This window comes from Roseivirga sp. 4D4 (genome assembly GCF_001747095.1).
Classification (GTDB): domain Bacteria; phylum Bacteroidota; class Bacteroidia; order Cytophagales; family Cyclobacteriaceae; genus Roseivirga.
Map to the genome: position 1 here is coordinate 308,364 of NZ_MDGP01000001.1, position 24,940 is coordinate 333,303.

A 24,940-nucleotide genomic window follows, 5' to 3' on the forward strand; every position below is an offset into this window, starting at 1 on the left:
AAATCTTTTTAACCCTTATGAGTCTGTTTTCTGCTAACTAAGGGGTTACCAATTTCCTGCGTAGCTGATATCCTTTTTAGCTATATGATCCAGATAGGCTCTTTTCGTTCTTATGATCTGTCTGAGGTGTATATAGTCATGAGCTACCCAGTTTTCTAGCAATTGCCAAGCGCTCATTTCCCCCAGTTCTGGGTGAACCAGACAGCTTTCCCAATTAGGGCTTTTCAATGACTGAAGCCACTCGATTGATTGCTGGCGTTCCTCTAGCCAGGTTCTGGTCTGCTGTTCGTAGTTCTGACTCAAATAGTTTTTTGATTTCACCCAGCCCACCGGAACGATCGGAACGAAGTCAAATTTTTCTGGATTAAGGGCGGTTTTAACTCGAGTTCTAAAGTCGAAAATTTCTTCATCTACCAAGTGGCATGCAATTTCCAATAAGCACCATTTGTCCTCACTAGGTTTCCAGTGAGCCTGCCTAGTTTCATTTATTTCAAATAATCCCTCAAATACCTTCGCATTGGCAGATAATTCATGAAGCAAAAAGTTTGAATCAGTGGTCATAATATTTGTCTGGCGATGCATCCTTTCTAATCTAATCATGTCTCTATGAAAAAACTTACTAATCATGCAAAAACTCAAACCAACCTTATTTATCGTGCTCTTTCTTTTGGCGGTTACATCAGCCTACGCTCAGGAGACAATAGAAAAGACATATTCAGGGATAAAGAATATTCGCTTAACAACAGCTTCTGGAAATGGAACAATTAAGAAAAGCGACTCCGATGAAGTGAAAGTTCACTTAAGATATACATATGACGATGATGTGTACGAACCTTCTTTTGAACAAAGGGGTGACAGACTTTACATCGATGAAGATTTCAAAAGAAGCCGTTGGTCAAGAGGCTATTCTGAATGGACTTTAGAAGTGCCAGACGGAATTGAACTCGACTTTAAAACAGGCTCTGGTAACATCGAAGTCTCAGGTGTAAATATTGAAGTGCGAAGTAATACAGGCTCTGGAAACATTGATATTGAAGAGGTTAACGGAGATGTCAGGGCAAATACGGGTTCTGGTAACATTACTTTCCAGAATGTTGAAGGTTGGCTGGATGCCAATACGGGTTCTGGTTCTATCCGTCTTGATGGTACCAAAGGTGACGCAAAATTGAATACAGGCAGTGGAAACATCCGAAGCAGAGACATTGAAGGTGAGCTGTCAATGAATACGGGTAGTGGTAACATTGATGTAGTTAACGCGATTATCACCGGATCTTCAAGCTTTAATACGGGTTCGGGTACTGCTGAGGTGAGCCTTGGCGGAGCGCTTGATCATGACTTGTCTGTAAGCACGGGTTCAGGCAACGCAATCCTAGATTTCAACGGTCAAGATATCTCAGGAGAATTTATCATGCGGGCTAGTGACAAGGATGATATTAGGGCACCATTCAAGTTTGATGAGGAATACGAAGACGATAGAAACCGAAGCTATAGTCGAAGAGGAAGAAGAAATGGATGGGTCAAAGAGGCTAAGATTGGTAGCAAAAATGTCCAGATCAGAATCAGCAGTGGATCAGGTCGCGCTGTGGTGAAAAAATAGAGTTTTTCACTTTTTTACAGATCGTGTGTAACGATCTGAGAACTTTTCAGTCTATAGGTCAACAACGGTCAGTAACCCAAACGTCAAATGCTCAAAAACTTCATTTTGGTAACCCTGCGCAATTTGCGCAGGAATACCCTTTATTCAATTATCAATATCTCAGGCCTATCCATAGGCATTGCTTGTAGCGTTCTCATATTGCTGTGGGTTCAAGACGAGACATCTTTTGATAGGTTTATTCCCAAAGTCGATAAGATTCACCAGGTCTGGGTAAATGCTAATTATGACAATAGCATCCAGTCTTGGAATTCTGTGCCACTTCCCACCTATATGGAGATGAAAGGTGCGCATGCGAAGATTGCTAACTCCGTAGTAACCGGTTGGGGAGGAACTCGCTTGATTGCAAGGGAGGACAACCGAATCATGAAGCGAGGCTACTTTGCTAGTGAAGAGTTTCTCGAGGTATTTGAGTTTCCGATGGTCAAAGGAGATAGAAGCACGGTGATGGATGATCCGTCATCAATTGTGATTTCTGAGGAGCTCGCAGACGCCCTCTTCAAAGATGAAGATCCTATCGGTAAATTCTTGAAGGTAGATGATTCCAGCACTTTGCAGGTGACAGGGATATTCAAGGATGTCCCTGAAAACTCGACCTTTCAATTTGATTATCTGATTCCGTGGAAACATCGGGAAGCTACTCAGCAATGGGTGAGGGACAATACCAACAACTGGGGCAATTATTCTTTCCAGGTTTATGTAGAACTTAACGGAGAAGGTGATGAATTAGAAGTAGAAGAAAGTGTCAAAGATATGTTAATGGAAAAAGGTCAAGACGATATCGAGCGTTCTTTTTTCCTACATCCGATGACAAGGTGGAGGTTACATAGCAATTTTGAAAATGGCGTTGAGGCTGGTGGTCAGCATGAGTACGTAACCTTATTCACAGCCATTGCCATGTTTATTTTGGTCATAGCTTGTATTAATTTCATGAATTTGGCCACTGCCAGATCAGAAAAACGAGCGCGTGAAGTAGGCATTAGAAAGAGTTTGGGCTCGAAGAGGAGTCAGCTCATTTTTCAGTTCTACGGAGAGTCGATCGTTATATCGATTATATCATATCTGATCGCCATTTTATTCGTTCTGGCCCTCCTGCCATCATATAACAACTTGGTAGACAAGAGCTTGATTGTTGATTTCCAATCTAGTCAGTTCTGGATTTTCTCCCTGATGATCATTTTGATAACAGGTATCGTGTCTGGAAGTTATCCTTCGCTTTACCTGTCATCTTTCAACCCTATTAAGACCCTAAAGGGAAAGGTCAGTGTGGGTAAGAATGCCAATTTGCCGCGAAAAATCTTAGTCGTATTTCAGGTAGGAGTGGCTGTGGTGCTGATTGTAGGTACAATAGTCATTGTTAAGCAAATTGATCTGGCTAAGAGCAGAGACCTTGGCTATAATCAAGAAGGTCTGATTACCGTACCTGGTACCGCAGAAACCCTTGAAAATTATGATGTAATCAAGCAGGAACTCATAAGAAAAGGAGCAATCCTGAATATGACCCGTTCGAATAGCGATGTCACAAGTGTTAACTCCAATAACTTCCTAAGCTGGCCTGGTAAGCCAGAGTCGCAACGGGTAATGTTTGTGACCATCGTTGCAAATTATGATTATGCGGAAACAGTGGGTTCAGAAATGCTCATGGGTCGAGATTTTTCAAAAGAATTTGCAACCGATACGGCCGCAATCATTGTGAATCAAGCAGCATTAGATATCATGGAGTTGGAGAATCCTATCGGTACGCAGTTAGATCTCTGGGGTCAAAATAGAACGTTGGTCGGAGTGATCGATAATATTCTTATGGGCTCTCCGTATGAACAAGTGAGACCTATGTTTATGATTCTAGATGACTGGGGCTATGGTTCGATGACGCTAAGAATGCCGGCTACCAATAATGTGCAGGCAAACCTAAGTCAGATTCAAGAGGTTTTTGAACAGTATAATCCAGCTTATCCATTTGAGTATCGTTTTGCGGATGTGGATTTCGAGAGAAAGTACACGACCATCAACCTAACAAGGAACCTCGCAACGATTTTTGCTTTCCTGACCATATTTATCACTGGGTTGGGATTGTTCGGGTTGGCATCTTATATGGCGGAGCAGCGCATCAAGGAAATCGGTATTCGTAAGGTGCTGGGAGCCTCTGTGACTAATTTAATCAGGTTGATATCCATCGACTTTGCCAAGCTGGTAATGATTGGTTTCGTGATCTTCTCACCGTTGGCCTACTTCGGTCTAGACCAATATTTAGGAAGGTATACGATCAGAACATCTATCGATTGGTGGATTTTCGCCCTAACAGGGGTGGTCGCCTTGGCCTTTGCACTATTGGTCGTAATCAATCAGGCAAGAAGAGCCGCTTTGGCTAACCCAGCAAGATCTTTAAGAAGCGAGTAATTACTTGTTCAAAGACTTTCTAAAACCAATATTATCAAGGGCGATTAGCCCTTGATTGGTTTTGTCGAAGACAAATTCTATGGCAGTTAAACTGACAGAGTCTTGCCTAAGGGTTTTCAAAGGAAGGTGAGCGCTTTCCATAGCTATTTCCCACTCACCCCCAAAAGAGCCATTCATTTTGTCCAGTTTCATATACCTGACTTTCAGTTTGGGAGCTAGCTTTTTGTGCGCTAAAAGTGTTGTTCGTATCGTATCTTGAGGGGTGATCAGATTGATCGTGAAATCTACGTTTACGGTGTCTTGAACTTTTAAATTACTATCACTTGTCCTGCCTAAGGAAAGAATCATCTCGTCATTAGGAGTTATGGAAAACGGTTGATCTAAGGTAAGGCTATACTTAGCAACTCCACTGATAGAGTCCTTAGCCCAACCTAAGATAACCGCATTGGTACCTTGCGTTTCACCACCTCGCATTTTCAGTGGCTCTTCGCGCCAAACCATAAGGTTTTCTGCCTTGATTATTCCTGATTTGCCGGTGTTTAGATTGATGTCCCCTTCGAAATCAAAGAGAACCTGGTCATGAGCATCTTGGTAGTTATTCAAAAACACTGTGTTGGGGAGCCATGGTTTTGCACTGTAAGCATTCTTAAAAACCTCATCATAGGCCTGCTTCTTATTGAAAGTGCGCTCGGCAAAGGCACCAATAAAGACTTTGGCTGCCTGACGTTGTTCTTCACCAGAGATCAGGGCTCCCGTATTCAGGAACCAACCATAGGGCTCTCCGAAATCTCTTCTTCCCCAAATAGAGTTGAACTGGCCATGATTGGCTTTATGGATAAGCACCCCAGCTTTGAAATAGTCAGTAGAGTCTGAATTTTTCACTCTTTGATACTGTCTCAAACCGAAGAAACTAGCCTCATCCGCATCGTAACTCCCTTGTAGTGATAGGTAGTTAATGTTTTCCAGTTTCATACGTCTGAAATACCTTTGGTCGGTAGGCGCAATGGTAACAATGCCTTGGATGCCGAAGTTGAAATCGAATTTTACGTTCGCATTATCAGGAAAGTAGGGGAGTTTATTATAGGCGGCAGCAATACTGACTGCTTCTCCACCACGTGAGTGACCCATTAACATCACTTGATTCAAGTCTGCTTTTTCGAATAAGTCAGCAGAAGGATCGGTGGACCATTTCTGCCATTGTTCGAGGTGCTTAAGCAATAGCCATGCTCTAATTGGCATTTCTCGGCCTCGGAAATCTCCAGACCATGTGCCATTGATATAGTTCTCGTCAACGGACACCGTAATAAACCCTCTACTAGCCAGAAGTTCGCCCAAATAGGCATAACCAGGGTCTGAATGATGTTCCATGCCGTGATTCCCGTGGACAATAAGGATTAGGGGTGATTTTTCTTCTTTTTTAGGCATCCAAACGCGTCCATTGATGGGAGCCTCATCTATGCCAAAGCCCCAGTATCTTTCACGCCATTTCTTACGTTTCCCTTTCCATTCTGGAAGTAGCAGCCTGCCATCTACTGGTTCCGTCTTGTATTTAACCCCTTCGGCAAACTCAGGTCTTCTAATATCCTTTCCACTTCCATATGTGAAAGATTCAACCTCATAGGTTCCTTTGCTTGCTGGATTGTCAACTCCCAAACTGGCCAAATCAACTGAAGCCATTCCTACAAAATTCAAGGGATAGGGATCTTCTCCACTAGAAACAATCCCTGATACTGGATAGTAAAGGCTTGCAAGACCAGCAATTGTCAGAATGCCATAAATAACCTTACTTCCTTGGCCTCTTATAAGATTGTTGACTGAACCTCCGATCAGGATCATGCCTAACATTCCAAGTCCAAGGGTTAGGTTTACTTGTCCCTGAGGCCAGCTGAGACGCATATAGCGGGCCAACATATAAACCCCAATAACTGCCAGTATCAACGAGACATAATTGGTCGGTAGTGATTTAGAAATAGCGCTTGCCAGTGTGCCTACCCAACGGAATAGGTGGAAAGCGATGATGCCTGCAAGAAGGTAAACAGCCACTTGCAGATAGGGAGATAGCCCAGTTCTAAAATAGAAACCGGCAAAGGCCATGATAAACAAAGACAATAAGAACAAGCCCCAAAAAGCACCCTTCAAAAACCCTTCCTTGGAGGTTTTAGGTTGTTTGGGTAGGCTATTGAGCTTCTTAAGTTTGTTGAATTGGTTGATCATCTTCCTCAGGTTGAATGGGGAAGATATCGATTTTTAGAATTCGCTCAGCGCTATTCTTATAAGTGGCAATTACCCTTTGCCAATCTCAGCAATGTACTGGTAACATGGAGATCCATGAAAATCGAACTGTAGTCCTCTTTTCATGCCATTTTTCTCTGCTACTTTTTGAGAACCAATATTGTCGATGCTAATGATTGAAATTACGCGCTCGTCTAAACCCTGCTCTTCGAAGTAGGCTCTAAATCTCATAGCCATTTCGGAAGCATAACCCATTCCCCAACGACTAGGGATCACCGAATAGCCAATTTCGAAATAGTCTTCGCCCATTATGTCTTCTCTCAAAATCAGGCCCACATTGCCGATCAGTTCGTTGGTTGACTTTTCGATGGTAGCCAACATGCCGATACCCGTTTCTTCGTAGCGCTTCATTTGTCTTTCGGTCCAAATGACGGATTCTTCTTCAGGACTTTTCGGATTATCAATACCCACGAAGTGTAGATAGGGGTTATCTCTGAAAAATGCTTCCCAAGGCTTTATATCCTCTTTGGTTATTGGCCGATAATAAAGTCTTTCGGATTCAATTGGGAGTTCATATTCGTGAATGAGCATGTTTTTTTAAGTTAGAAGTCTAGAGAGCCATTTAGGTACAATATTAAAAAGAGTATGCTAATCAATACTAGGCCAACAATCGCAATTACCTTTTGGTCTTTTTTGAGTCCACCTTTGTGGTTTTTATCAGAATCACCTGGTAGTTCTACACCTTGGGCTTTCAAAATTTCGGTAGCAGCGAGAGCATCATTCTCATCAACTTGTAGCTTAACCCCACCGATGGCATTGGATAGAAAGTTCTCAGTTTGTACACTGTATTCGTCTTTTAAAAAGACTGGAATGCCCTCAGATTCAAGTCTTGCCTTAATGATATAGGCATCTTGTGGTAAATGGAATATGGCTACGGTGATGAAGGTCAATTTCTGTGTTTCAATTCAATGGGATGGCTTAAATTATTCAATAACGTTACCTTTTCGTTCAAGTTATCCATCTGACTTATGACTACCTCAAGATGCATAATGCATAAGGAGTCATAGTCTTGTCCTTTGACTTTTAAGTCCAGGTCTTTCACCAGCTTCATTACCTCATTCATTTCGTCATAAGGAAAGCGAAGGGTTACCTGCTCAGTAATGTCTTTTTTGACAATTTGGTTTGCATCGAGCGCTTCGGTCGCTGCCGTTTTATAGGCATGTATTAGCCCACTAACCCCCAGTTTAGTACCTCCGAAGTATCGAATAACCACTACGAGTGTATTGGTCAATTCACGAGATTTGATTTGCCCAAGAATGGGATCGCCAGCAGAGTGATTTGGTTCTCCATCGTCATTGGCGCGGGTTTCAGTACCTGCATGTCCTAAAACGTAGGCGTAGCAATGATGGCGGGCATCATAGTATTCCTTTCGCAAGCCTTCAAGTTTTTCTTTTACCTCGTCTACACTTTCAACTGGGAAAGCGATCGCGATGAATTTGCTCCCTTTTTCCTTGTAGAGGCCTTCAGATTGATTCGATATGGTTAAGAAGCTATCCTGCATGTTTAAATGGACTTCAGTATTTCCTGATGACTCAGTAGAAGGATAACAATTACGGCAAGCCCAACCCCAAGCCAATTGACTTTACTAAGTTTCTCTCTGAATAGAATGACAGCAGCAAGGGTTGAAACGATAATAATGCCGATGTTCAAAGAAGGGTAGAGTATGGCACCATTATTATCAAAGGCACTAAGTGCTTTCAACTGAAAGTAGATGGAAAAGTAGTTGGGTACCCCAAGATAAATACCTCCGAGAATGTCCTTCCACCTAAATTTTATACCCTGAATTAAGGCTATCGTTAGACCGATAATAAATGCAAAAGCGAAGATAAAAATAGGAAAGACTGACTCTGTAGATGCAGTCACGAAGTGATGGTTAGCATAGTTTAGCGAAGTGTCGATAACACCTCCTAAAAAGAATACAGCCAATGGCAAAGCAATATAGCTGAGGGTTAAGGGCTGCTTTTTTGAATGGATACTCGACTTTTTGCGGCTTACCAATAAAATTGCAACAAAGGCCAGTATGATGCCTATATAGTTCCAGGTGTCAAGATCATTGGTGCCAAGCTGGAGAATGAAAAGGCTAAAAACAACCGGGATGGCTAAGCTCATCTTGCTAGCTACTGAAGCGACAGAAACCCCTCTGAGTTGCGTAGTTCTGGCCATGAGATAGAAAGTACTTACAAAGACAACACCTAAGGCCATGGCCATATAGAACCAGTTGGCAGAGGTATCGAGTTGGTTAGTTACATGGCCAAATCCGGTGTAAAGAATGCCTGTAATTACGCAAACCCCATAATTGGTGATGATCGCAGGAAAAGTCTTTATAGAATACTTGCTAAAGGACCTGAAAGCCATGAAAATGGCAACATTGGCTAATATGGTGAGGAGCAGGTAAAACACGGTGGGCGAAATTAATCAAAAGAATGACGTACTCCACTTGAGTGTTGATTTATTACAAGATGTATATTACATACTGTATAATACATAGTGTAAATTACAGTTTGTAAATTACATTATGTATATTAATTTTGTATGGAATGACAAATCCGTTTTTAATCAAGGGGTATCTCAGTGCTGCTTACTTCTGTGACCGGGAGAAGGAAACGGAAAAGATCATTACGGCCATTCGTAATCGGCAGGATTTAACCATTCATGCATATCGTAGGCTGGGTAAGTCAGCATTACTAAAACACGTTGAAAATCAGGTTGGGAAAGAATTCTACTTTGTATACACCGATATCTGGGGGACAAGCTCAGTATCCGATTTTCTCAGAGAAGTGTCTAATGGGATTATAAAGAGTAACATCTTTTCTAAAAGAGGAATTGGCCAGCGGTTGCAGGAGTTCATTAAATCAATCGGTACATCATTCACGATCGGCTTAGATGGTAGGCCTTCAATAGATGTGATCTACAACGATCAGCATAGTGTTTTTAAAAGCCTTGAAGAAGTGATGGCTTTCTTGGATAATCAAGACAAGCCGGTCGTTTTGGCCATTGATGAGTTCCAGGAAATTAAGAAATACGATTCGGCTAAAACACCCATTGAGGCAACACTCAGAAAACTCACACAAAACAGTCAAAACGTTCGCTTCATCTATAGTGGAAGTGAATACCATTTGATTAACGAGATATTTAACACGCACAATCGGCCGTTTTATCAGAGCACACGAATGATGCAGCTAGGGTCTATTCCCAAGCAGGAGTATCAGAAGTTTATCGTGAACCATTTTAAAAAAGGGAAGAAGCCTATCAACGAAACGCTTGTTGAAGACATCTTAGAATATGCCTATCTGCATACGTACTACGTGCAGGCTATTTTTAATTATTTATTCGGATTACCGGAAGTGCCCTCTAATTGGCAAGAATTTGAGCAAGTGTATTATCCGTTTATAGAAGAAAAGGGTGTGTTTTATGCTGAGCTACCACAGCGGATAACACCTCAGCAGTTTGTGGTGACAAAGGCTTTTGCAAAGGCAGGCAAGGTCACATCGCCTACAGGTTCTGAATTTTTGAGGTTGGCAAATTTCACCAACTCTAGTAGTATGAGAAGGGCGGTAAAGGCCCTCGAGGAGAAACAGATCATCATTAAGGACGGGGATTTTTATCGCCTATACGATGTTTTTTTGGGGCACTATTTAAAGTTCAATTCTTAGCAAATGGCAAAAAGACCGGAACTCTACACATTCACTCAGATTTCTGATTCAAGGGGAGATCTTTCGTTTCTCGAAGAATTGAAAGATGTACCTTTTGAGGTCAAAAGGGTCTATTGGCTTAATGATGTACCTGAGCAACAGGTGAGGGGAGGCCACGCCCACAAAACGGGAGAGCAAGTGATCATTTGCTTGCAGGGTACGGTAGAAGTGGTGCTGGAATCGCAGACTAATGAACGGTTATCATATACTTTAAGCCAACCAAATACAGGACTCTATATTCCACCGTTATGGTGGGGAAAAATGTTATTCAAAGGAAAAGCGATGCTCTTGGGTTTAGCCTCAGATGAGTTCTCTGAAGACGATTACATCAGAAATAGAGAAGATTTTTAGATGGCTAGTTACAAGCTATATGATGTATTAAATGCTAAGACAAAGGTCTGCTATACATCCTATGCTTACAATACACCTTCTTTCTTAGCAACTAACAACCAGTTTACGAAACATCATTTCTATTGGGTGAATGATGTCATCGGAGAGGCTCACGGACATGTGGCGTTCTCCATTGTAGATGAGATTGCTTATAGCCCTCACAAACTTCCTTTTGGTGGCATAGAGTTATCTGAGAAATTAAACAAAGCTGAAATAAATAGCTTTTTGGAGGCTGTTGAAGGTGAGCTTGAAGAAACGGGAGTTAAAGCTGTCAGGATTCACCAAGCTCCTAATGCCTATGCTGATCACTCTATGATCAGTGATTGTTTAATAGACTTGGGTTATGACATCATCCAGAACAGAATCTTCCATACCATTTCAGTCGATGAGTCAGACTTGTATGATCGCATGCACAAAATGGAGCAGCGAAAGATCAAGAAATGCATTGATGGTGGAGCGACATTTAAAGAGGTAAAGCGAGATAAAAAGAAGGTGTTTCAGTGGATCAATAGGTTTAGAGATTTGGACTACAAGCCACCTTCAATGACCTGGGCAGATCTCGAAAACACTAATGCACTTAACCCTAAAATGTACCGTGTCTTTGCCGTCTACATGGATGAGTTCATGCTTGCAGCCACTGTAGTTGTTATGGTGAATGATGAAAGTGTTTATCATTTTATGCCGGCAAGCGATGTTGATTTCCGACACTATAAAAAGTTCAGTCCCATGGTATTTTTGGTAGACAATTTGTACAAGTGGTGTCAGCGTAATGGTATTAAGACACTTGATCTTGGTACTTCATATGTAGACATGAAGATGAAAACCTCACTGTCCAAGTTCAAAGAGAATATCGGAGGTAAGCCTACTGAGGCTAAGAGTTGGGAGAAAGAGTTAAACCTTAAAAATCCAGGGATTTGAAAAAGGAGTTTTTTAGAAGTTCTTCTTGGTCTTTTACCGCGGTTGCCTTCCGAGCATTAGGAGGCTTGGCTATCAATAAGCTCTTCGCTACTTTCTTGGGTACTCCGGGAATTACGCTTCTTTCTCATTTCCAGAATTTGACTGCCTTATTTACACAACTTCCCAGCGAAGGGGTGAACCGGAGTATCATGAAGTACTGGTCGGATCCGGAGACTGATGAGACAGAAAGACTAAGACTTTTCAAAACGGGCATTTGGGTAACGACAGTCATATTTGCAAGTACATTGGCAGTCTTGTATCTCAATTATCGGAGTTACTTTTTCGATCGATTTATCAATGAATACACGCCTCAACAGTTTCTTCTGATCTTTATTCCAGCGGTAGCTTTGATGCTATTATCAGGCTACCTCAACTCAGTTATTTTGGCATTGAGAAGGGTAAAAGCATATGCACTGATCAATGTGTCTGGCCTAGTCATGCTAGTTGCCATAGTATACTTCGGAGTTACCCACGGTACCATGGACCAAGCGCTACTCAGTTTTGCGATCGGCTATGGACTTATGTTTTTCAGTGCCTTGATTTATCTCATTTACCGAAGAAAAACGGTCCGTCTGGGTGTTGGCAGGCCTGATCTAAAGTCAATCAAGAAGATTGGTAAGTTCATCGCTATGGCAATTAGCGCGATTGCGCTTGGGAAACTACTAGATTTTGGGGTGAGGAATTATGTCATAGACCTTTATGGGCTCGATAGAACTGGACTTTGGCAATCTGTTGTAAAGATGTCGACCAGCTACATGCTTGTTTTCACCGGAACTGTGGGTGTGGTCTATTATCCAAAGATGGCTTCCTTGATCCATAAGCCACTGGAACTTAAACAGTATGTCTTGAAGGTGATGGGTTTTGTAGCCTTTGTCTCATTGATCTGCTTGAGTGTTTACTATTTCAATAAAGAATTCATTTTAAAGATTTTCTTTGCCAATGGCTTCGAAAAAGCTGCCTACTTGGTACGTTATCAAGTCATCGGAGATTTCTTTGCTATTATTTCCTATTTACTGGCCTATTTATTGAGCGCCAGGGTACAGACCATGAGGTACATCGGTGCACAAGTAATTTCGGCAGCAATCTACCTGGGCCTTATTTCAGTCCTCATTGATCGGTATGACCTGGAAGCCCTTACCATTGCCTATATGTGGCGTTATATCGGTTTCTTCTTAATTCTTGTTTTGTTCAACAGACGAATGCTCTTTAGATGGAACCCCTAGTCAGCATCATCTGCATATCTTATAATCATGGCCCCTATATAAAGGAGGCCCTTGAGTCAGTATGGTCTCAGAATTACGAGAATATTGAGGTGATCATATTGGATGATGGCAGTACAGATAACAGTCAAGATGTTATTAAGGAAGCGATCGGGGATAGGGAGGTTTTGTTTATTGATCACAAAGTCAATGCCGGTTATACCAAAACCTTTAATGAGGGTTTGGCCTTGGCCAAGGGAGAGTACATAATTGATTTCGCTTTGGATGATATTATGTTGCCAAACTTTGTAAAGTCCGGTGTGGATCGTTTGAGCCAGGAGTCGAGCAAGACTGGAGTTATTTATTCAAATGCAGATTACATCGATGAATCATCAAAGGTCATTGGCAACCACAAAGAAACCTTGCTGGCCAAAGGAATGGTCAAAGAGTTTGTGGAGGGCGATGTGTTTGAAATGATATTAAGACGCTATTTCATCTGCACACCTACTATGATTATTAGACGAAAGGTCTTCGATCGTCTGGGAGGTTATGATGAGTCTTTGGCCTATGAAGACTTCGATTTCTGGGTGAGGTCATCTCGCTATTGGGATTATGCTTATCTGGATGAAGTGCATATGCAAAAGCGAAAGCTTGCTACGAGTATGTCTGCGAATCGCTATCGTCATCAGCAAAATGAGATGTTGGCCTCTGTACTCGATGTCTGCAAAAAGGCTTTTCACCTTTGCAAGACCAAGTCTGAGTTAAAAGCACTAAAGGAAAGGCTCAACTATGAGTACAGACAATGCCTTAGAAATGAGGCCGAAGAATTGGCGCATGCCTATCAGGCATTATTAGGTCAAATGGGTGGTGGTACGGACCTTATCTCAAAGGCAGTGCGGTATTTCAAAAAGGACTTTACTCGATAATACCTAATCACATGTTTGGATAGTGTAATGATGTTGTGATGCAACCGTCTTTTAAAAGCAGTGTCTTTTAAGCATCAAAAACTCAACCTTCCATGCTATTCAACAACATCAGAACCATCCTCAGGTCACTCTTCAAGAACAAGTCTTATGCGATCCTTAATCTATTAGGTCTAACCTCAGGTCTTGTCGTATTTCTTCTCATTACCCTCTATACTCAGCAGGAGTTCAGCTATGATAAGTATCATTCAAAGGCTGATAGAATCTACCGCATCTACAAAGAGGATAATGGAAACTTCTATAAAGGTTCGAATAAGTATGCCGTAGTACCCACTCCTTTGGCTCCTGCCATGAAGGATGACTATCCGCAGGTAGAGGACTTTTTTAGGATAGATTCATATGGAAACACGGTCATTCGAGCTGCAAATGAGGTGTATCTGGAGCCATCTATCCATGCTGTCGACCCCACGGTATTCCAAATATTGGATATTGAAGTGACACAGGGTGACGAAGCCACCATTCTCAAAGGCCTTAATGATGTAGCCATTTCCGAAGTCATCGCTATGAAATACTTTGGTAGAACCGATGTGATAGGCGAGACCATCAAGTTCAGGGATGAATTGCCACTTCAGATTTCTGGAGTATTCAAGGAAATGCCGAAGAACTCCCATTTTGTAATTGATATAGCAATCAACCTAGAAGGCATTCTAACCGCTGATAATCGCAGAATGGATAACTGGCAAAACAGTAATTTTTATGCTTTTGTATTGCTTAATGAAGGTACCGATGCATCGGCTTTAGAAGCGCGACTGCCAGAACTAAGAGCCAAGTATGCCGATGATCCGATAGATGAAGATGGTCAGGAGTCCATCTATTATCTGCAAGCCCTGGGGGATATGCACTTTACCAAGGACGTCAACTTTGATATTGCACCAAATGCCGATGCACAGGCCCTTTACATCTATATCGGAATCGCATTTATGATTCTCATAATTGCTGGCATCAACTATGTTAACCTGGCTACTGCTCGGGCGATCAACATGACCAAAGAGATTGGGATTAGGAAGGTGATCGGAGCGCTCAAATCTGATTTGATGATCCGTTTTATGATCGAGTCAGCTGTTTTAGTTTTTGTTTCTGTTCTACTTTCTGTTCTAGTCTTGTTGATGATTTTGCCGGCATTCTCCGTTTTCATTGACAAGGAAATCGGTATGGACTTCACCGCCCCAGAATTATGGATATTGCTCGGTGTAGTAGGCATTGGTATGACTTTACTGTCGGGCATTTATCCTGCGCTTATGTTGTCCAGGTTTAAGCCGATCGCTGCCTTAAAAGGAAAGGGGCGAGCTGCAAAGGGAAATGCCGTATTCAGAAATGTATTGGTGGTATTCCAGTTTGCCATCTCCTGTGCCTTGATATTGAGCGCATCCGTCTTGACCAAACAACTCAATTTCATTCAAAACTTGGATACGGGCTATAGTCGTGATCAGGTCATAGTAATGGGTATTCGAGAGCGCGGAGACGGTATCAGAAATAGAGTAGAGGTATTCAAGGATGAATTGAAGAAAATACCCGGGGTCAAGCATGTGACCTCGTCCAATTCATTGCCCAACAATATCAGCTCAAATGGTACTGTGAATTGGGTAGGGCGGAAAAAGGATGAGAGAGTCGTGCTTTATACCAATGTGGCAGACGATGAATTTGTTGATCTATATGACCTAGAAATTGTGGAAGGTCGAAATTTTGATCTATCAATACCTTCAGATGAGAAGGCAGTACTCATCAACGAATCTGCTGTAAAAGCCTTGGGTTGGGAAGAACCCATTGGTATGCAAATGATGCGCTGGTTTGGAGATACAGGAACTGTTGTGGGTGTACTAAAAGATTTTCATGCACACTCGGTGCATCTGGAGATAGAACCCATTCGAATCTTTCATAGGGCAGGGCAGTACAATGTGTCCATCAAAATTGAAGGTACCAATATGAATGAGACGATTGCCGCCATTGAGGAGGTTTACGCTGGACTTAACACGGTCTATCCTTTTGAATATAATTTCTTCGATGATATTTTCGATAGGGCCTATCTCAGTGAGATGAAGACAGCAGAATTGGCCAATTGGTTTACAGGTTTGGCTATTCTTATCGCTTGCCTTGGTCTATATGGCTTGGCCGCACACAGAGTGCAGCATCGTATTAAGGAAGTTGGAGTCCGAAAGGTTTTAGGCGCTTCAGTAGGGAGAATCCTTTTACTCCTGTCAAGAGATTTTGGTTTGCTCTTGCTGATCGCTTTTTGTATTGCAGCCCCGATAGCCTACTTCGTAATGGAGGGTTGGCTCGATGGTTTTGCCTATCATACGAACATTAATATCCTGACATTCATATTGGCGCTTTTGATGATGGCAGTTGTTGCTGGTTTAACGGTTGGGTACAGAACCTATCGCGCTGCAGTAAGGAATCCTGTTGAGGCGCTAAGAGAGGAGTGATTAATTTGGGTATTGGGTATTGGGTATTGGGTATTGGGTATTGGGTATTGGGGATGGCAAAATCTTGCTAAGTCCAAATTCGTTCCGTTCGCTAGAAGCTAGAAGCTAGAAGCTAGAAGCTAGAAGCTAGAAGCTAGAAGCTAGAAGCTAGAAGCTAGAAGCTCACTTCTGATAGAAATCGTCAACAAGCCCTTTGGCATAGTCCCAGGCAATTGCTGATCCTTCTTTGATCTTTTTCTTCTTGTCGATTACTGTTTCGTAAGGCACATCGAATTCTCTCCAGGTGCCTCCATCATTTGAGGCATTCTGCATCATCGGAGCGAGCCTGTCCATGGCCTTGGCAAACTTCGCCTCGGCTGTTTCAGTAGCTTCAAATTCTTCCCAAATCGCGATTAATTCTTCAGCTTGCTCTTCAGGAAGTAGACCAAAAATTCTCTTTGCAGCCTTTAATTCCTCTTCAGTATTATCATGGTTTTTCTTGGTATCGAAAAGGAAAGTGTCTCCTGCATCGATCTCCACGATATCGTGAATTAGGAGCATTTTGATCACTTTGAGTAAATCTACCTGCTCATTGCTTTGATTTGACATCACCAGGGCCATCATGGCCAAATGCCAACTATGTTCCGCATCGTTTTCATGTCGATCGCTATTGAAAAGAGAGGTTTTACGCTCGATATATTTGAGCTTATCAATCTCCTTAATAAAGGAAATTTGTTTTTCGAAATCAGTATCTGCCATGATTGAGAGTAACTTTCATTGTAATGGGAGCGAAGTTATAGAATGTTTTGAATTTGATTAATACTTAGCCTTTTTCTAGGGTCCTTCACTGATGTTCAGGAATGGAAGAGGGCTTGATTTAAAGGATAGCGCAGATCTTCCTTCTCTGAGCGTAGCGAAGAGTCTAATAAATTATCGATGATTAGTTAGATATATTTTAGAGGTTGACTCCTCATAGATCTTTCACTAGCGTTCAGGAAGAGGATATGGGCGAAAATGTGTTGCTATCCAAGGGAAATCACAATGCTTCTTTCTCTGAGTGCAAGGAAGAGCCTGCTAGCATCGGTTGTGTCGTCCACTTGAAAGAGGCTTTGGGTATTGCTAAATAACTGTCCAATCGTTGAAAAAAATTAGATCCTTCACTACATTCAGGAACAGAAGTATGGTGCTTAATTTCTAGAGTGATTTGCCTTCTTTCTCTGAGCGCAGCGAAGAGTCTACGTCATACAAAGTCTCCTCTGTGGAAGGCATCTGATGGCGGCCATTCCATTATTTCTGAGTTAAGAAAGTCCCAATTAGGATTAAACTCCCTTATCAATTTTTCCTTTTTTGATCTTACCCAACCCTTGATTTCTTTTTCTCTTGCAATGGTATTCAGTACATATTTCGAATGTTCAAAGTACAAGAGGTTGTAGCAATGATACTTGCCAGCAAAAGTCTCAGGTTTACCTCTGTTTAGCCAATGCTCTGTGATTCTCTGCATTAGGTTGTCAGTGCGACCTGTATATAAAACCGTCTTCGTTTTGTTGGTAGTTATATAGACGTAGTATTCTCTGGAATCCATGTGCTTTTTGATTCAAGATACTGAATAAAGTGCTTTAGATCCTTCACTACGTTCAGGAATGGAAGGAGAGAGGGTAAGACATAAAAAAAGCCAATTCCTGAGAGCCGGCCAATTGAAATGTGATCAATATGTTTTTCAGTTTGACCAGAGATCACTAAATACTTCAGTGGACTCGATGCTTAAAAATTCCAAAGATTTCCTCTCTTTTTAGAAACTAATTCTTATTATTGGAGTTAATTACCAAAAAGAGAACAAATGAAAAAGCTGACACTAGGTGCATTCGAGGAGATGGTTCTACTCACAGTGGGTGTGCTTCAAGATAATGCTTACGGGGTTACCATCAAGGCTGAACTTGAGGCGAATATGAAGAAGAATATTAGTCTGGGGGCACTATATGCAGCTTTGCAGCGGCTCGAAGAAAAGAAATGGGTTAACTCACGCGTAGGAGGAATTACCGAAGAAAGAGGGGGGAGAAGAAAGCAATACTTTGATATTACTAAAGAAGGGGTGAAAGCGCTTAATGAGGTTCGTGCCATGAGAAATGAGCTCTTCGATCGTTTGCCTGCAAACAAGATTAAGTGGCTTGATATATGAGTCACGGAAACATCCATAGTCGGCCTCCAAGGTTTGGAGAGTGGTTACTTAGGAGCTTTTGCTCCTATGACTACCTCAGTACGGCCCTTTGGGACATGGAAGAAATATATCATAACAACATAGAAATAAAAGGTAAAGCAAGGGCACAATGGTTGTATACCAAAGAGGCCCTTGGCGTGGTCTATCACCTTTATTTCAAAGGAAAAAGTCAATACTCAATTAACTCAATAGCAATGCTAAAAAACAACATCATCGTTTCGCTTCGTAACCTTAGAAAGCACAAGGGAAACAGTTTCGTAAACATCTTAGGTCTGAGTTCTGCTCTGGTCATTTTCTTGCTCACTCTTGCATATACATCGTATGAGTTCAGCTACGATACGCACCACGATCGGTCAGAAGATATTTATCGTGTATACAAAAGTCTAAATACGATAGATGACCCTGAATATCGTGATTCCGGTACTCCTGCGCCTCTTGCAAATACGCTGAAATCAGAGTTTCCACAAATCATTGGTGCGGCAAGAGCCATGAGTTATAGGAAGATTTTGATGGAAGCGAATTCTGAGAAATTCATTGAGCCCATTGTTCATCCAGTAGATCCTGATATTTTCAAAATCTTCAGTTTTGAACCGGTCAGTGGTAATTTGGATGAGTTTTTAAACGAACCCTTCACTGTCGCTTTATCAGAGACGGTGGCATTGAAATATTTCAATACGATTGATGTAGTGGGAGAGACCATTACTTTCAATGGTCAACTTCCGATGAAGGTTTCAGGTGTTTTTAAGGACATGCCAGAAAACTCTCATTTTAAAATGGAGGTAATGGTTCAGTTGGAGAGTGTCATGCAGGCTTTTGAACAGAACATGACCTTATGGGACAACAACCCCTTTTATACTTACATTCGAATTGAACCAGGAACCGATGCCGAATATCTGGAGTCTCAACTTCCTGCCATTCGAGCAAAATATGCCAATGATCCCTTAGATGCTGATGGGCAGAGTACAACTTATTTTTTACAGCCATTCACTGACGTACACTTTGATCAAAAGGTATTAGGTAGTCTGGGTACACCAGTAGATGGTAAGCGTTTGAACATGTTCATTATTATCGCTGGGATAATTCTTGGCATGGCATGTATTAACTACATCAATCTGGCAACCGCCCGGTCTATTGTCAGAATGAAAGAAGTGGGGATTAGAAAGGTGATTGGTGCAAAACGAAGCAATATTGTCTTACAACTTCTGATGGAATCCGGTCTTCTGGTGTTTTTATCATTGTTTTTGGCTGTAGTGATTACAGGTCTCGTGCTGCCTGCCTTAGCCAATTTTGTAGACAGACCTTTGACCCTCAAGTTTCAGCAATTGAACCTGTGGGTTTTTATTATTGCACTTGGTCTTGTGATTACGCTAGTTTCTGGCATCTATCCAGCTTTTGTTACTACAAACTTTCAACCCATTAATGCATTATATGGAAGAGGGATTGTTGGCAAGAAGGGAGGAGGAATTGTCAGGAACTTCTTGGTGGTATTTCAGTTTGCCGCCTCGTTTGTACTGATCATTGGAGCCCTAATATTAGGAGGGCAACTCAGTTATATTGACAATAAAGACACGGGCTATTCCAGAGATAAAATAGTGGTTTTAAGCACTAGAGACGATGCTGTTGATGATAGACTGGATGAATACATGGAGGAAATCAGGAAAGTGTCGGGGGTATCTACGGTTGCTACATCTTGGTCATTACCAACCAATGTGACTTCGAATACTCAAGCCAACTGGACCGGTATTTCAGATGCTGAAAGACTACCCATGTACATGGTCGGAGTAACCCATGATTTCTTTGATCTTTATGATATTGAAGTCATCGAAGGCCGATCGTTTGACAAAGAGATCAGAACAGACAGGAAGTCAATTCTACTGAACGAGACAGCTGTTAGAAAATTGGGATGGGAAAATCCAATCGGTCGTGAAATGATCACACAGTCGGGTATCAAATCGACCGTAATCGGAGTAGTAAAAGACTTTCATATCAAGTCACTCAGAGAGGAGATCGAACCTCTTCAAATCATTCTTAGCGGAAATTATGCAACCCTCGCGGTTAAAATCGAAGCAGACCTTTATGAGACATTGGTTAGGATTGAAGAAGTATATGATAGTTTTTCACCGGTCTACCCATTTGAGTATAGGCTCTTTGAAGACATCTATGATCGAGCTTACGAGCAGGATAAAAAGACCTCTAAATTATCCCTTTGGTTGACACTTATAACCATTGTCATTGCTTGCCTTGGTCTTTATGGACTGGCCACACATAAGGTAGAGCGAAAGACAAAGGAACTTGGCGTACGCAAGATTCTAGGAGCTGGTACAGGTAGTATTTTGGGGCTCTTGGCCAAGGACTTTACAAAGCTCTTACTCTTGGCATTCTTAGTTGCAGGCCCAGTGGCTTACTATATCATGAATGAGTGGCTTGATGGTTTTGCCTACCACATAGAGATTGGTGCCATGACTTTTGTAATAAGCTTATTGCTGATGGTATTGGTGGCGGCTATAACCATAGGTTACCGAACTTACAGTGCAGCGGTTAGTAATCCGGTAAATGCCTTGAGGGATGATTAACGGTGCTTAAACCAAGCCCATCTTCTCCATACGATAGTACTCACGGAAGCTAATCATGCGCTGCTGAGTCTCATCCCAGAGTTTGTTCGACATCAATGTCAGGCTTTCTCTAAAACCAATGATGGTAGGAAATTGATTGAGCCATGGATTCTCTTTAATGCACTGTTGAAGATTATAATTTGGGATGGCTGGGTTCAAATGGTGAACATGATGAATTCCGATATTGCCGGTTAGCCAATTGAAGAGTTTTGGAACCTTGTAATAAGTGCTTCCTTTAAGGGCAGACGTTATATAGTCCCAGTTCTCTTTCCACTGTTTATAGCCATGCTCGTGTTGATGCTGAACATAGAAAAACCATATGGCGATGATGGCGAAAAGTGTCAAAGTGGTAATATGAACCAGCAGAAACTTTTGCCAACCCAGGGTGAAACCTAGCAGTGCAAATAGTCCCAATAGTACAAGGTTGCTTACAATCACACTTCCTTTCAATTTCTGAAAGGCCGGCATTTGGATCTTTGCAATCCTGTTGTGAATAAAGATGTAGTAGATGGGGCCGAGCAAGAACATCACGATAGGCGACCGATAAATGCGATATCCTAGCCTTTTGCCCTTACTGAATTCCTTGTATTCCGCTACGGTATAAGTAGTTACGTCACCGATGTCCCTCAATTCGAGTTGTCCATTTAACTTGTGGTGAACACTGTGTGATTTTGCCCAATAGCTGAAAGGAATGGCTGAAATGTAACTGCAGATATGGCCTATGATCTTCTGGGCTTTCCTGTTTTTCACAAAAGATTGATGTCCACAGTCATGTTGAATGATAAAAATTCTAACAAGGAAAAAAGCATTCACAACACCCAGACCAAGGGTTATCCAGTAGCTAATATCCAAGCTTAGGTACATCAATATCCATATGCCGATAAAAGGCCCAAATGAATTAATGATTTGAATGGTAGCCTTAGTTTTGTGCTCTTGTGTATACTTTTTAAGGCTTTGTATCTTTTCCTTACTTAAGACTATTTTTTCTGCGGTAGCTGGCTTCATATACCTCCTGAAATCTTTTGCAAAGCTATTTGTTTAAAATGATTTATCGAATCTAGAACGATCGATTTTGATAAAAGGTGTCAACGAGCACAATTCACACATCGTTGGCTTTCTGGGCGTATGAGAATTCGACCTATAGGTATGGGCTGTTTGCAACTCACACATATGCCGAAATCAGGGCTATCGATATTGGAAATAACACTTTTAAGGGACGCTAATTTGTTTTCGGCTTGACGAAGTGCAGCTTCAGTAACGCTTTTGTTATTAATCGCATCCATCCTTGAAATTCTTCCGATGGCATCATCTGGTGATACCGGTTGAGACATCTCTTTATACTCGGTCACCAGTGCCTCCGTACGCTTGATCTCTTCTTCAATTTGATGCTTCAACTCAGCCGATCCCATACTACAATTTAATTATCTTTTGATGATGCCGCTTTCTTCAAGTCGATCTCTTCTGATAAAGAAAGAGAAGTGTTCAAACTCAAAAGCAACAGCCTCATCGCTCACATGTTCTGAATCTTCTGTGGCCTTAGGAGATTTCTTTCCATCCATAATTTGCGTAAAAGCATCTCTCAATTGCTTCAAGCGCATAGGATCAGCCACTGGGGTGTTGTGGGCAGTAAAGACCTTTTTCAGGCCCTTACTTTTTTTATAAATACGTTCAACACTTTGCTGATATAAGACAAGGTCAGTTTCAGGGTCAAACAACCAAATTGGCCCTTCATAAAAAGAATCACCAGTCCACATCAGTCCATTCTCCTTATCTATGAGTACTACGGCATCGGGTGTATGGCCAGGAGAAGAAATCACCTCTAACTTTCTATTACCCAGATCAATAATGTGTTCATGGGTAATGAGTTTCGATATTTTAAATGGCTTGATGTCATAAGAAGCCGTATCAAGAGTCTTGGCCTTTTCAAGGCAAATTGCTCCTTGTGCCACCTCATGGCTCACCACGGAGTGATCCATTCCATTTTCCGATCGGCCAATCGTGTACTGGGTATTCATGGCGAGAATGTTGTCAAACTCATAATTACCCCCAATGTGATCGTAGTGGGTATGAGAGTTCATAACAATCACGGGCAGGGAGGTCAATTCATCTACCACTGATTTTATGGATTGCATTCCCATGCCGGTGTCAAAAAGTAAGGCCCTTTCATCACCTAGAATCAAATAGGAAATCACCTCTTGAAAATTATAAGGTTCAGCAATGGCGAATACATCCTGATCAACTAGATAAACTTTAAACCAATCGCTCGATGTGCTAATTTCTTGCAACCGGGAAAATTGTTCTCGAGGTAATTGGTTACACCAGTCTGCTTCCTGGCTAAACAATTCATTACCAGTCATTAACACTAGGCAGGAGATCAATAGTAGTGGTTTGAAGTACCTGTTCATTACGAGGGTTAGGGGCTTGTTGGGTTGCGCTTCGAAATACTTTGTCCTGTTGTAAAGTCTTTTAAATCTTTGAAAAGTACTTATATTAATAGGAACCAAAATTCAACATGAAAGTACTATTAATCTATCCAATTTTTCCGACTAGCTTTTGGTCCTTCGAAAAAGCAGTTCAGGGCATAGGTAAAAAGGCATTTATGCCACCTCTTGGTCTCATTACTGTTGCTGCACTTTTACCACAGAAATGGGAATTCCGGCTTATCGATAAAAACATAGAACCAGTAACAGAATCTGATTGGGAATGGGCCGATATGGTCATGTTCTCAGGAATGATCGCTCAAAAGGAAGACTTTATGGGCTTGATTCAAGAAGCGAAAACTAGAAACAAGCCAGTTGCTGTGGGTGGACCCTATGCTACATCTCTTCCCAATGATATGCTCGATGCAGGAGCTGATTTTTTGGTCTTGGATGAAGGTGAATATACCATTAACCTATTTGTGCAGGCGCTGGAAAGAGGAGAGACGAATGGAATTTTCAGATCTAAAGATAAGCCGGATGTAACTCTGAGCCCTGTACCTCGCTTTGATCTATTGGATATGGATGCCTACTTCTTAATGGCGATTCAGTATTCTAGAGGCTGCCCTTTTCAATGTGAGTTCTGTGATATCATCGTGCTTTATGGTCGAAAACCAAGGACGAAGACTTTCAGTCAAGTACAATTAGAACTTGATGCCCTGAGAGAATTGGGTTGGTCCGGTGGGATTTTCTTTGTGGATGATAATTTCATTGGAAATAAACGAACCGTTAAACCATTCTTAGAGAAGCTGGTCGACTGGCAGACTGCGAATGGCTACCCATTCAGTTTTACCACAGAGGCCTCAATCGACATGGCCCAGGATGATGAACTTCTTAACCTGATGGTGATGAGTAAGTTTTCTACGGTATTCATCGGTATAGAAACCCCGGATACCGATAGTTTAAAGCTGACATTGAAGCATCAGAACAACAGGCGACCAATGAACGAATCATTGGAGAAGATCGCTAAAGCAGGCTTAAGAATTATGGCTGGATTCATTATTGGCTTTGATGATGAGAAGAAAGGAGCCGGAGGAAGAGTCTATGATTTTGCGATGGAAAATGCAATACCAGGGGTAACCTTTAGTATGTTGCAGGCATTGCCGAATACAGCACTTTGGGATAGACTAAAAAAGGAGGGGAGGCTTTTAGATGATGCAAACCTAAACCAAACAACTTTGTTGAACTTTGTGCCTTCAAGACCGATCGAAGATATCGCTGAGGAATATGTGGAGGCCTTTTGGAACCTTTATGACCCTAAGAATTACCTCAAAAGAGTATATGACCACTTTATGATGGTAGGTCAGGCGAAGGTACACAGCGATCCGGAATTGCGACATAAACTAAGGAATCAGCATAAAACAGATTTTGACTACCGAGGCATCCTCTTCGGTTTGAAAATGGTTTGGAAACTTGGGTTCTATTATGAGTCTCGATCAGTGTTCTGGAAGTACCTCTATGGCATGTACAAGCATAATAGAGGCGGGATTGGTAATTTCTTCTCCTTCTCGGCATTCCTTCTACACTTCTTGCCTTATCGCAAGCTGGTGAAGAAAGAGATTGAAGAGCAACTAGCTATGAGACTGGCAGGTAAAGTGCAGGTGCTAGATCCTCAGATAGAACTGTCAGAAGATTTACAGGAAGATGTGAAGTGGTATAAAGCGAGTTAG

General features: G+C 41.8%; 22 protein-coding genes. 11 read left to right on the top strand and 11 right to left on the bottom strand.

Annotated features, from left to right (window positions below; all coding sequences use genetic code 11):
• Window positions 1-45: 45 nt before the first annotated feature.
• Window positions 46-561: a DinB family protein gene (locus BFP97_RS01300; protein ID WP_170827379.1), complete on the bottom strand. Its 516-nt coding sequence runs from the start codon at window positions 559-561 to the stop codon at window positions 46-48.
• 64 nt (window positions 562-625) lie between these two features.
• Between BFP97_RS01300 and BFP97_RS01305 the strand changes: the two genes are divergently transcribed.
• Both BFP97_RS01305 and BFP97_RS01310 read left to right on the top strand, forming a co-directional pair.
• Window positions 626-1,597, top strand: coding sequence for a DUF4097 family beta strand repeat-containing protein (locus BFP97_RS01305; protein ID WP_069840684.1), 972 nt, complete (start codon window positions 626-628; stop codon window positions 1,595-1,597).
• A gap of 87 nt (window positions 1,598-1,684) precedes the next feature.
• Window positions 1,685-4,051, top strand: coding sequence for an ABC transporter permease (locus tag BFP97_RS01310; protein WP_069840685.1), 2,367 nt, complete (start codon window positions 1,685-1,687; stop codon window positions 4,049-4,051).
• Here BFP97_RS01310 and BFP97_RS01315 read toward each other — a convergent pair whose 3' ends face one another.
• The 5 genes from BFP97_RS01315 to BFP97_RS01335 all read right to left on the bottom strand — a co-directional run bounded on the left by BFP97_RS01315 (window position 4,052) and on the right by BFP97_RS01335 (window position 8,743).
• Window positions 4,052-6,265: a hypothetical protein gene (locus tag BFP97_RS01315; RefSeq protein WP_069840686.1), complete on the bottom strand. Its 2,214-nt coding sequence runs from the start codon at window positions 6,263-6,265 to the stop codon at window positions 4,052-4,054.
• 69 nt (window positions 6,266-6,334) lie between these two features.
• A complete protein-coding gene (locus tag BFP97_RS01320; protein ID WP_069840687.1) occupies window positions 6,335-6,874 on the bottom strand; it encodes a GNAT family N-acetyltransferase in 540 nt (179 codons plus the stop codon).
• Between the two features lie 11 nt (window positions 6,875-6,885).
• On the bottom strand, window positions 6,886-7,233 hold the full coding sequence (locus BFP97_RS01325; RefSeq protein WP_069840688.1) for a putative signal transducing protein: 348 nt from the start codon (window positions 7,231-7,233) through the stop codon (window positions 6,886-6,888).
• Window positions 7,230-7,844 (bottom strand): IMPACT family protein, encoded by a 615-nt coding sequence (locus tag BFP97_RS01330; protein WP_069840689.1) that lies wholly within the window; start codon window positions 7,842-7,844, stop codon window positions 7,230-7,232. Before BFP97_RS01330 ends, BFP97_RS01325 begins: the two co-directional genes overlap by 4 nt.
• 2 nt (window positions 7,845-7,846) lie before the next feature.
• A complete protein-coding gene (locus tag BFP97_RS01335) occupies window positions 7,847-8,743 on the bottom strand; it encodes a hypothetical protein (protein WP_083262367.1) in 897 nt (298 codons plus the stop codon).
• 137 nt (window positions 8,744-8,880) lie between these two features.
• Between BFP97_RS01335 and BFP97_RS01340 the strand changes: the two genes are divergently transcribed.
• The 6 genes from BFP97_RS01340 (at window position 8,881) to BFP97_RS01365 (ending at window position 15,987) form a co-directional block, all read left to right on the top strand.
• A complete protein-coding gene (locus BFP97_RS01340; RefSeq protein WP_069840690.1) occupies window positions 8,881-9,996 on the top strand; it encodes an AAA family ATPase in 1,116 nt (371 codons plus the stop codon).
• 3 nt (window positions 9,997-9,999) lie between these two features.
• Window positions 10,000-10,386 (top strand): sugar 3,4-ketoisomerase, encoded by a 387-nt coding sequence (locus BFP97_RS01345; RefSeq protein WP_069840691.1) that lies wholly within the window; start codon window positions 10,000-10,002, stop codon window positions 10,384-10,386.
• Entirely contained in the window at window positions 10,387-11,343 is a 957-nt protein-coding gene (locus tag BFP97_RS01350) for a GNAT family N-acetyltransferase (protein ID WP_069840692.1), read from the top strand.
• Complete coding sequence (locus BFP97_RS01355; protein WP_069840693.1) at window positions 11,340-12,605, top strand: hypothetical protein; 1,266 nt, start codon at window positions 11,340-11,342, stop codon at window positions 12,603-12,605. Before BFP97_RS01350 ends, BFP97_RS01355 begins: the two co-directional genes overlap by 4 nt.
• Window positions 12,593-13,507 (top strand): glycosyltransferase, encoded by a 915-nt coding sequence (locus BFP97_RS01360; protein ID WP_069840694.1) that lies wholly within the window; start codon window positions 12,593-12,595, stop codon window positions 13,505-13,507. Before BFP97_RS01355 ends, BFP97_RS01360 begins: the two co-directional genes overlap by 13 nt.
• 92 nt (window positions 13,508-13,599) lie before the next feature.
• The gene (locus BFP97_RS01365) at window positions 13,600-15,987 is read left to right on the top strand and encodes an ABC transporter permease (RefSeq protein WP_069840695.1); all 2,388 of its coding nucleotides are present in this window, start codon (window positions 13,600-13,602) and stop codon (window positions 15,985-15,987) included.
• Between the two features lie 162 nt (window positions 15,988-16,149).
• Here the strand turns inward: BFP97_RS01365 and BFP97_RS01370 are convergent, their stop codons facing one another.
• Both BFP97_RS01370 and BFP97_RS01375 read right to left on the bottom strand, forming a co-directional pair.
• Window positions 16,150-16,725: an HD domain-containing protein gene (locus BFP97_RS01370; protein ID WP_069840696.1), complete on the bottom strand. Its 576-nt coding sequence runs from the start codon at window positions 16,723-16,725 to the stop codon at window positions 16,150-16,152.
• Between the two features lie 481 nt (window positions 16,726-17,206).
• A complete protein-coding gene (locus BFP97_RS01375; RefSeq protein ID WP_069840697.1) occupies window positions 17,207-17,548 on the bottom strand; it encodes a GIY-YIG nuclease family protein in 342 nt (113 codons plus the stop codon).
• 255 nt (window positions 17,549-17,803) lie between these two features.
• Between BFP97_RS01375 and BFP97_RS01380 the strand changes: the two genes are divergently transcribed.
• A complete protein-coding gene (locus BFP97_RS01380; RefSeq protein WP_069840698.1) occupies window positions 17,804-18,142 on the top strand; it encodes a PadR family transcriptional regulator in 339 nt (112 codons plus the stop codon).
• A complete protein-coding gene (locus tag BFP97_RS01385; protein WP_083262368.1) occupies window positions 18,139-20,754 on the top strand; it encodes an ABC transporter permease in 2,616 nt (871 codons plus the stop codon). Before BFP97_RS01380 ends, BFP97_RS01385 begins: the two co-directional genes overlap by 4 nt.
• Before the next feature lie 6 nt (window positions 20,755-20,760).
• On the opposite strand, the gene BFP97_RS01390 is transcribed toward BFP97_RS01385, so the two are convergent.
• From BFP97_RS01390 to BFP97_RS01400, 3 genes are all read right to left on the bottom strand, one after another.
• Window positions 20,761-21,798, bottom strand: coding sequence for a fatty acid desaturase (locus BFP97_RS01390; protein ID WP_069840700.1), 1,038 nt, complete (start codon window positions 21,796-21,798; stop codon window positions 20,761-20,763).
• 80 nt (window positions 21,799-21,878) lie between these two features.
• Window positions 21,879-22,202 carry a TraR/DksA family transcriptional regulator gene (locus BFP97_RS01395; protein ID WP_069840701.1) on the bottom strand — a complete coding sequence of 108 codons (324 nt, stop codon included), beginning with the start codon at window positions 22,200-22,202 and terminating at the stop codon, window positions 21,879-21,881.
• A 12-nt stretch (window positions 22,203-22,214) separates the two neighbouring features.
• Entirely contained in the window at window positions 22,215-23,198 is a 984-nt protein-coding gene (locus BFP97_RS01400) for an MBL fold metallo-hydrolase (RefSeq protein ID WP_083262369.1), read from the bottom strand.
• 107 nt (window positions 23,199-23,305) lie between these two features.
• Here BFP97_RS01400 and BFP97_RS01405 point away from each other — a divergent pair, with 107 nt between their 5' ends.
• Complete coding sequence (locus BFP97_RS01405) at window positions 23,306-24,940, top strand: B12-binding domain-containing radical SAM protein (protein WP_069840703.1); 1,635 nt, start codon at window positions 23,306-23,308, stop codon at window positions 24,938-24,940.

Coding starts and splice junctions, on each gene's coding strand:
- BFP97_RS01300 (WP_170827379.1), bottom strand. CDS start 561: ATGACCACTGATTCAAACTTTTTGCTTCATGAATTATCTGCCAATGCG.
- BFP97_RS01305 (WP_069840684.1), top strand. CDS start 626: ATGCAAAAACTCAAACCAACCTTATTTATCGTGCTCTTTCTTTTGGCG.
- BFP97_RS01310 (WP_069840685.1), top strand. CDS start 1,685: ATGCTCAAAAACTTCATTTTGGTAACCCTGCGCAATTTGCGCAGGAAT.
- BFP97_RS01315 (WP_069840686.1), bottom strand. CDS start 6,265: ATGATCAACCAATTCAACAAACTTAAGAAGCTCAATAGCCTACCCAAA.
- BFP97_RS01320 (WP_069840687.1), bottom strand. CDS start 6,874: ATGCTCATTCACGAATATGAACTCCCAATTGAATCCGAAAGACTTTAT.
- BFP97_RS01330 (WP_069840689.1), bottom strand. CDS start 7,844: ATGCAGGATAGCTTCTTAACCATATCGAATCAATCTGAAGGCCTCTAC.
- BFP97_RS01340 (WP_069840690.1), top strand. CDS start 8,881: ATGACAAATCCGTTTTTAATCAAGGGGTATCTCAGTGCTGCTTACTTC.
- BFP97_RS01345 (WP_069840691.1), top strand. CDS start 10,000: ATGGCAAAAAGACCGGAACTCTACACATTCACTCAGATTTCTGATTCA.
- BFP97_RS01350 (WP_069840692.1), top strand. CDS start 10,387: ATGGCTAGTTACAAGCTATATGATGTATTAAATGCTAAGACAAAGGTC.
- BFP97_RS01360 (WP_069840694.1), top strand. CDS start 12,593: ATGGAACCCCTAGTCAGCATCATCTGCATATCTTATAATCATGGCCCC.
- BFP97_RS01365 (WP_069840695.1), top strand. CDS start 13,600: ATGCTATTCAACAACATCAGAACCATCCTCAGGTCACTCTTCAAGAAC.
- BFP97_RS01370 (WP_069840696.1), bottom strand. CDS start 16,725: ATGGCAGATACTGATTTCGAAAAACAAATTTCCTTTATTAAGGAGATT.
- BFP97_RS01375 (WP_069840697.1), bottom strand. CDS start 17,548: ATGGATTCCAGAGAATACTACGTCTATATAACTACCAACAAAACGAAG.
- BFP97_RS01380 (WP_069840698.1), top strand. CDS start 17,804: ATGAAAAAGCTGACACTAGGTGCATTCGAGGAGATGGTTCTACTCACA.
- BFP97_RS01385 (WP_083262368.1), top strand. CDS start 18,139: ATGAGTCACGGAAACATCCATAGTCGGCCTCCAAGGTTTGGAGAGTGG.
- BFP97_RS01390 (WP_069840700.1), bottom strand. CDS start 21,798: ATGAAGCCAGCTACCGCAGAAAAAATAGTCTTAAGTAAGGAAAAGATA.
- BFP97_RS01395 (WP_069840701.1), bottom strand. CDS start 22,202: ATGGGATCGGCTGAGTTGAAGCATCAAATTGAAGAAGAGATCAAGCGT.
- BFP97_RS01400 (WP_083262369.1), bottom strand. CDS start 23,198: ATGAACAGGTACTTCAAACCACTACTATTGATCTCCTGCCTAGTGTTA.
- BFP97_RS01405 (WP_069840703.1), top strand. CDS start 23,306: ATGAAAGTACTATTAATCTATCCAATTTTTCCGACTAGCTTTTGGTCC.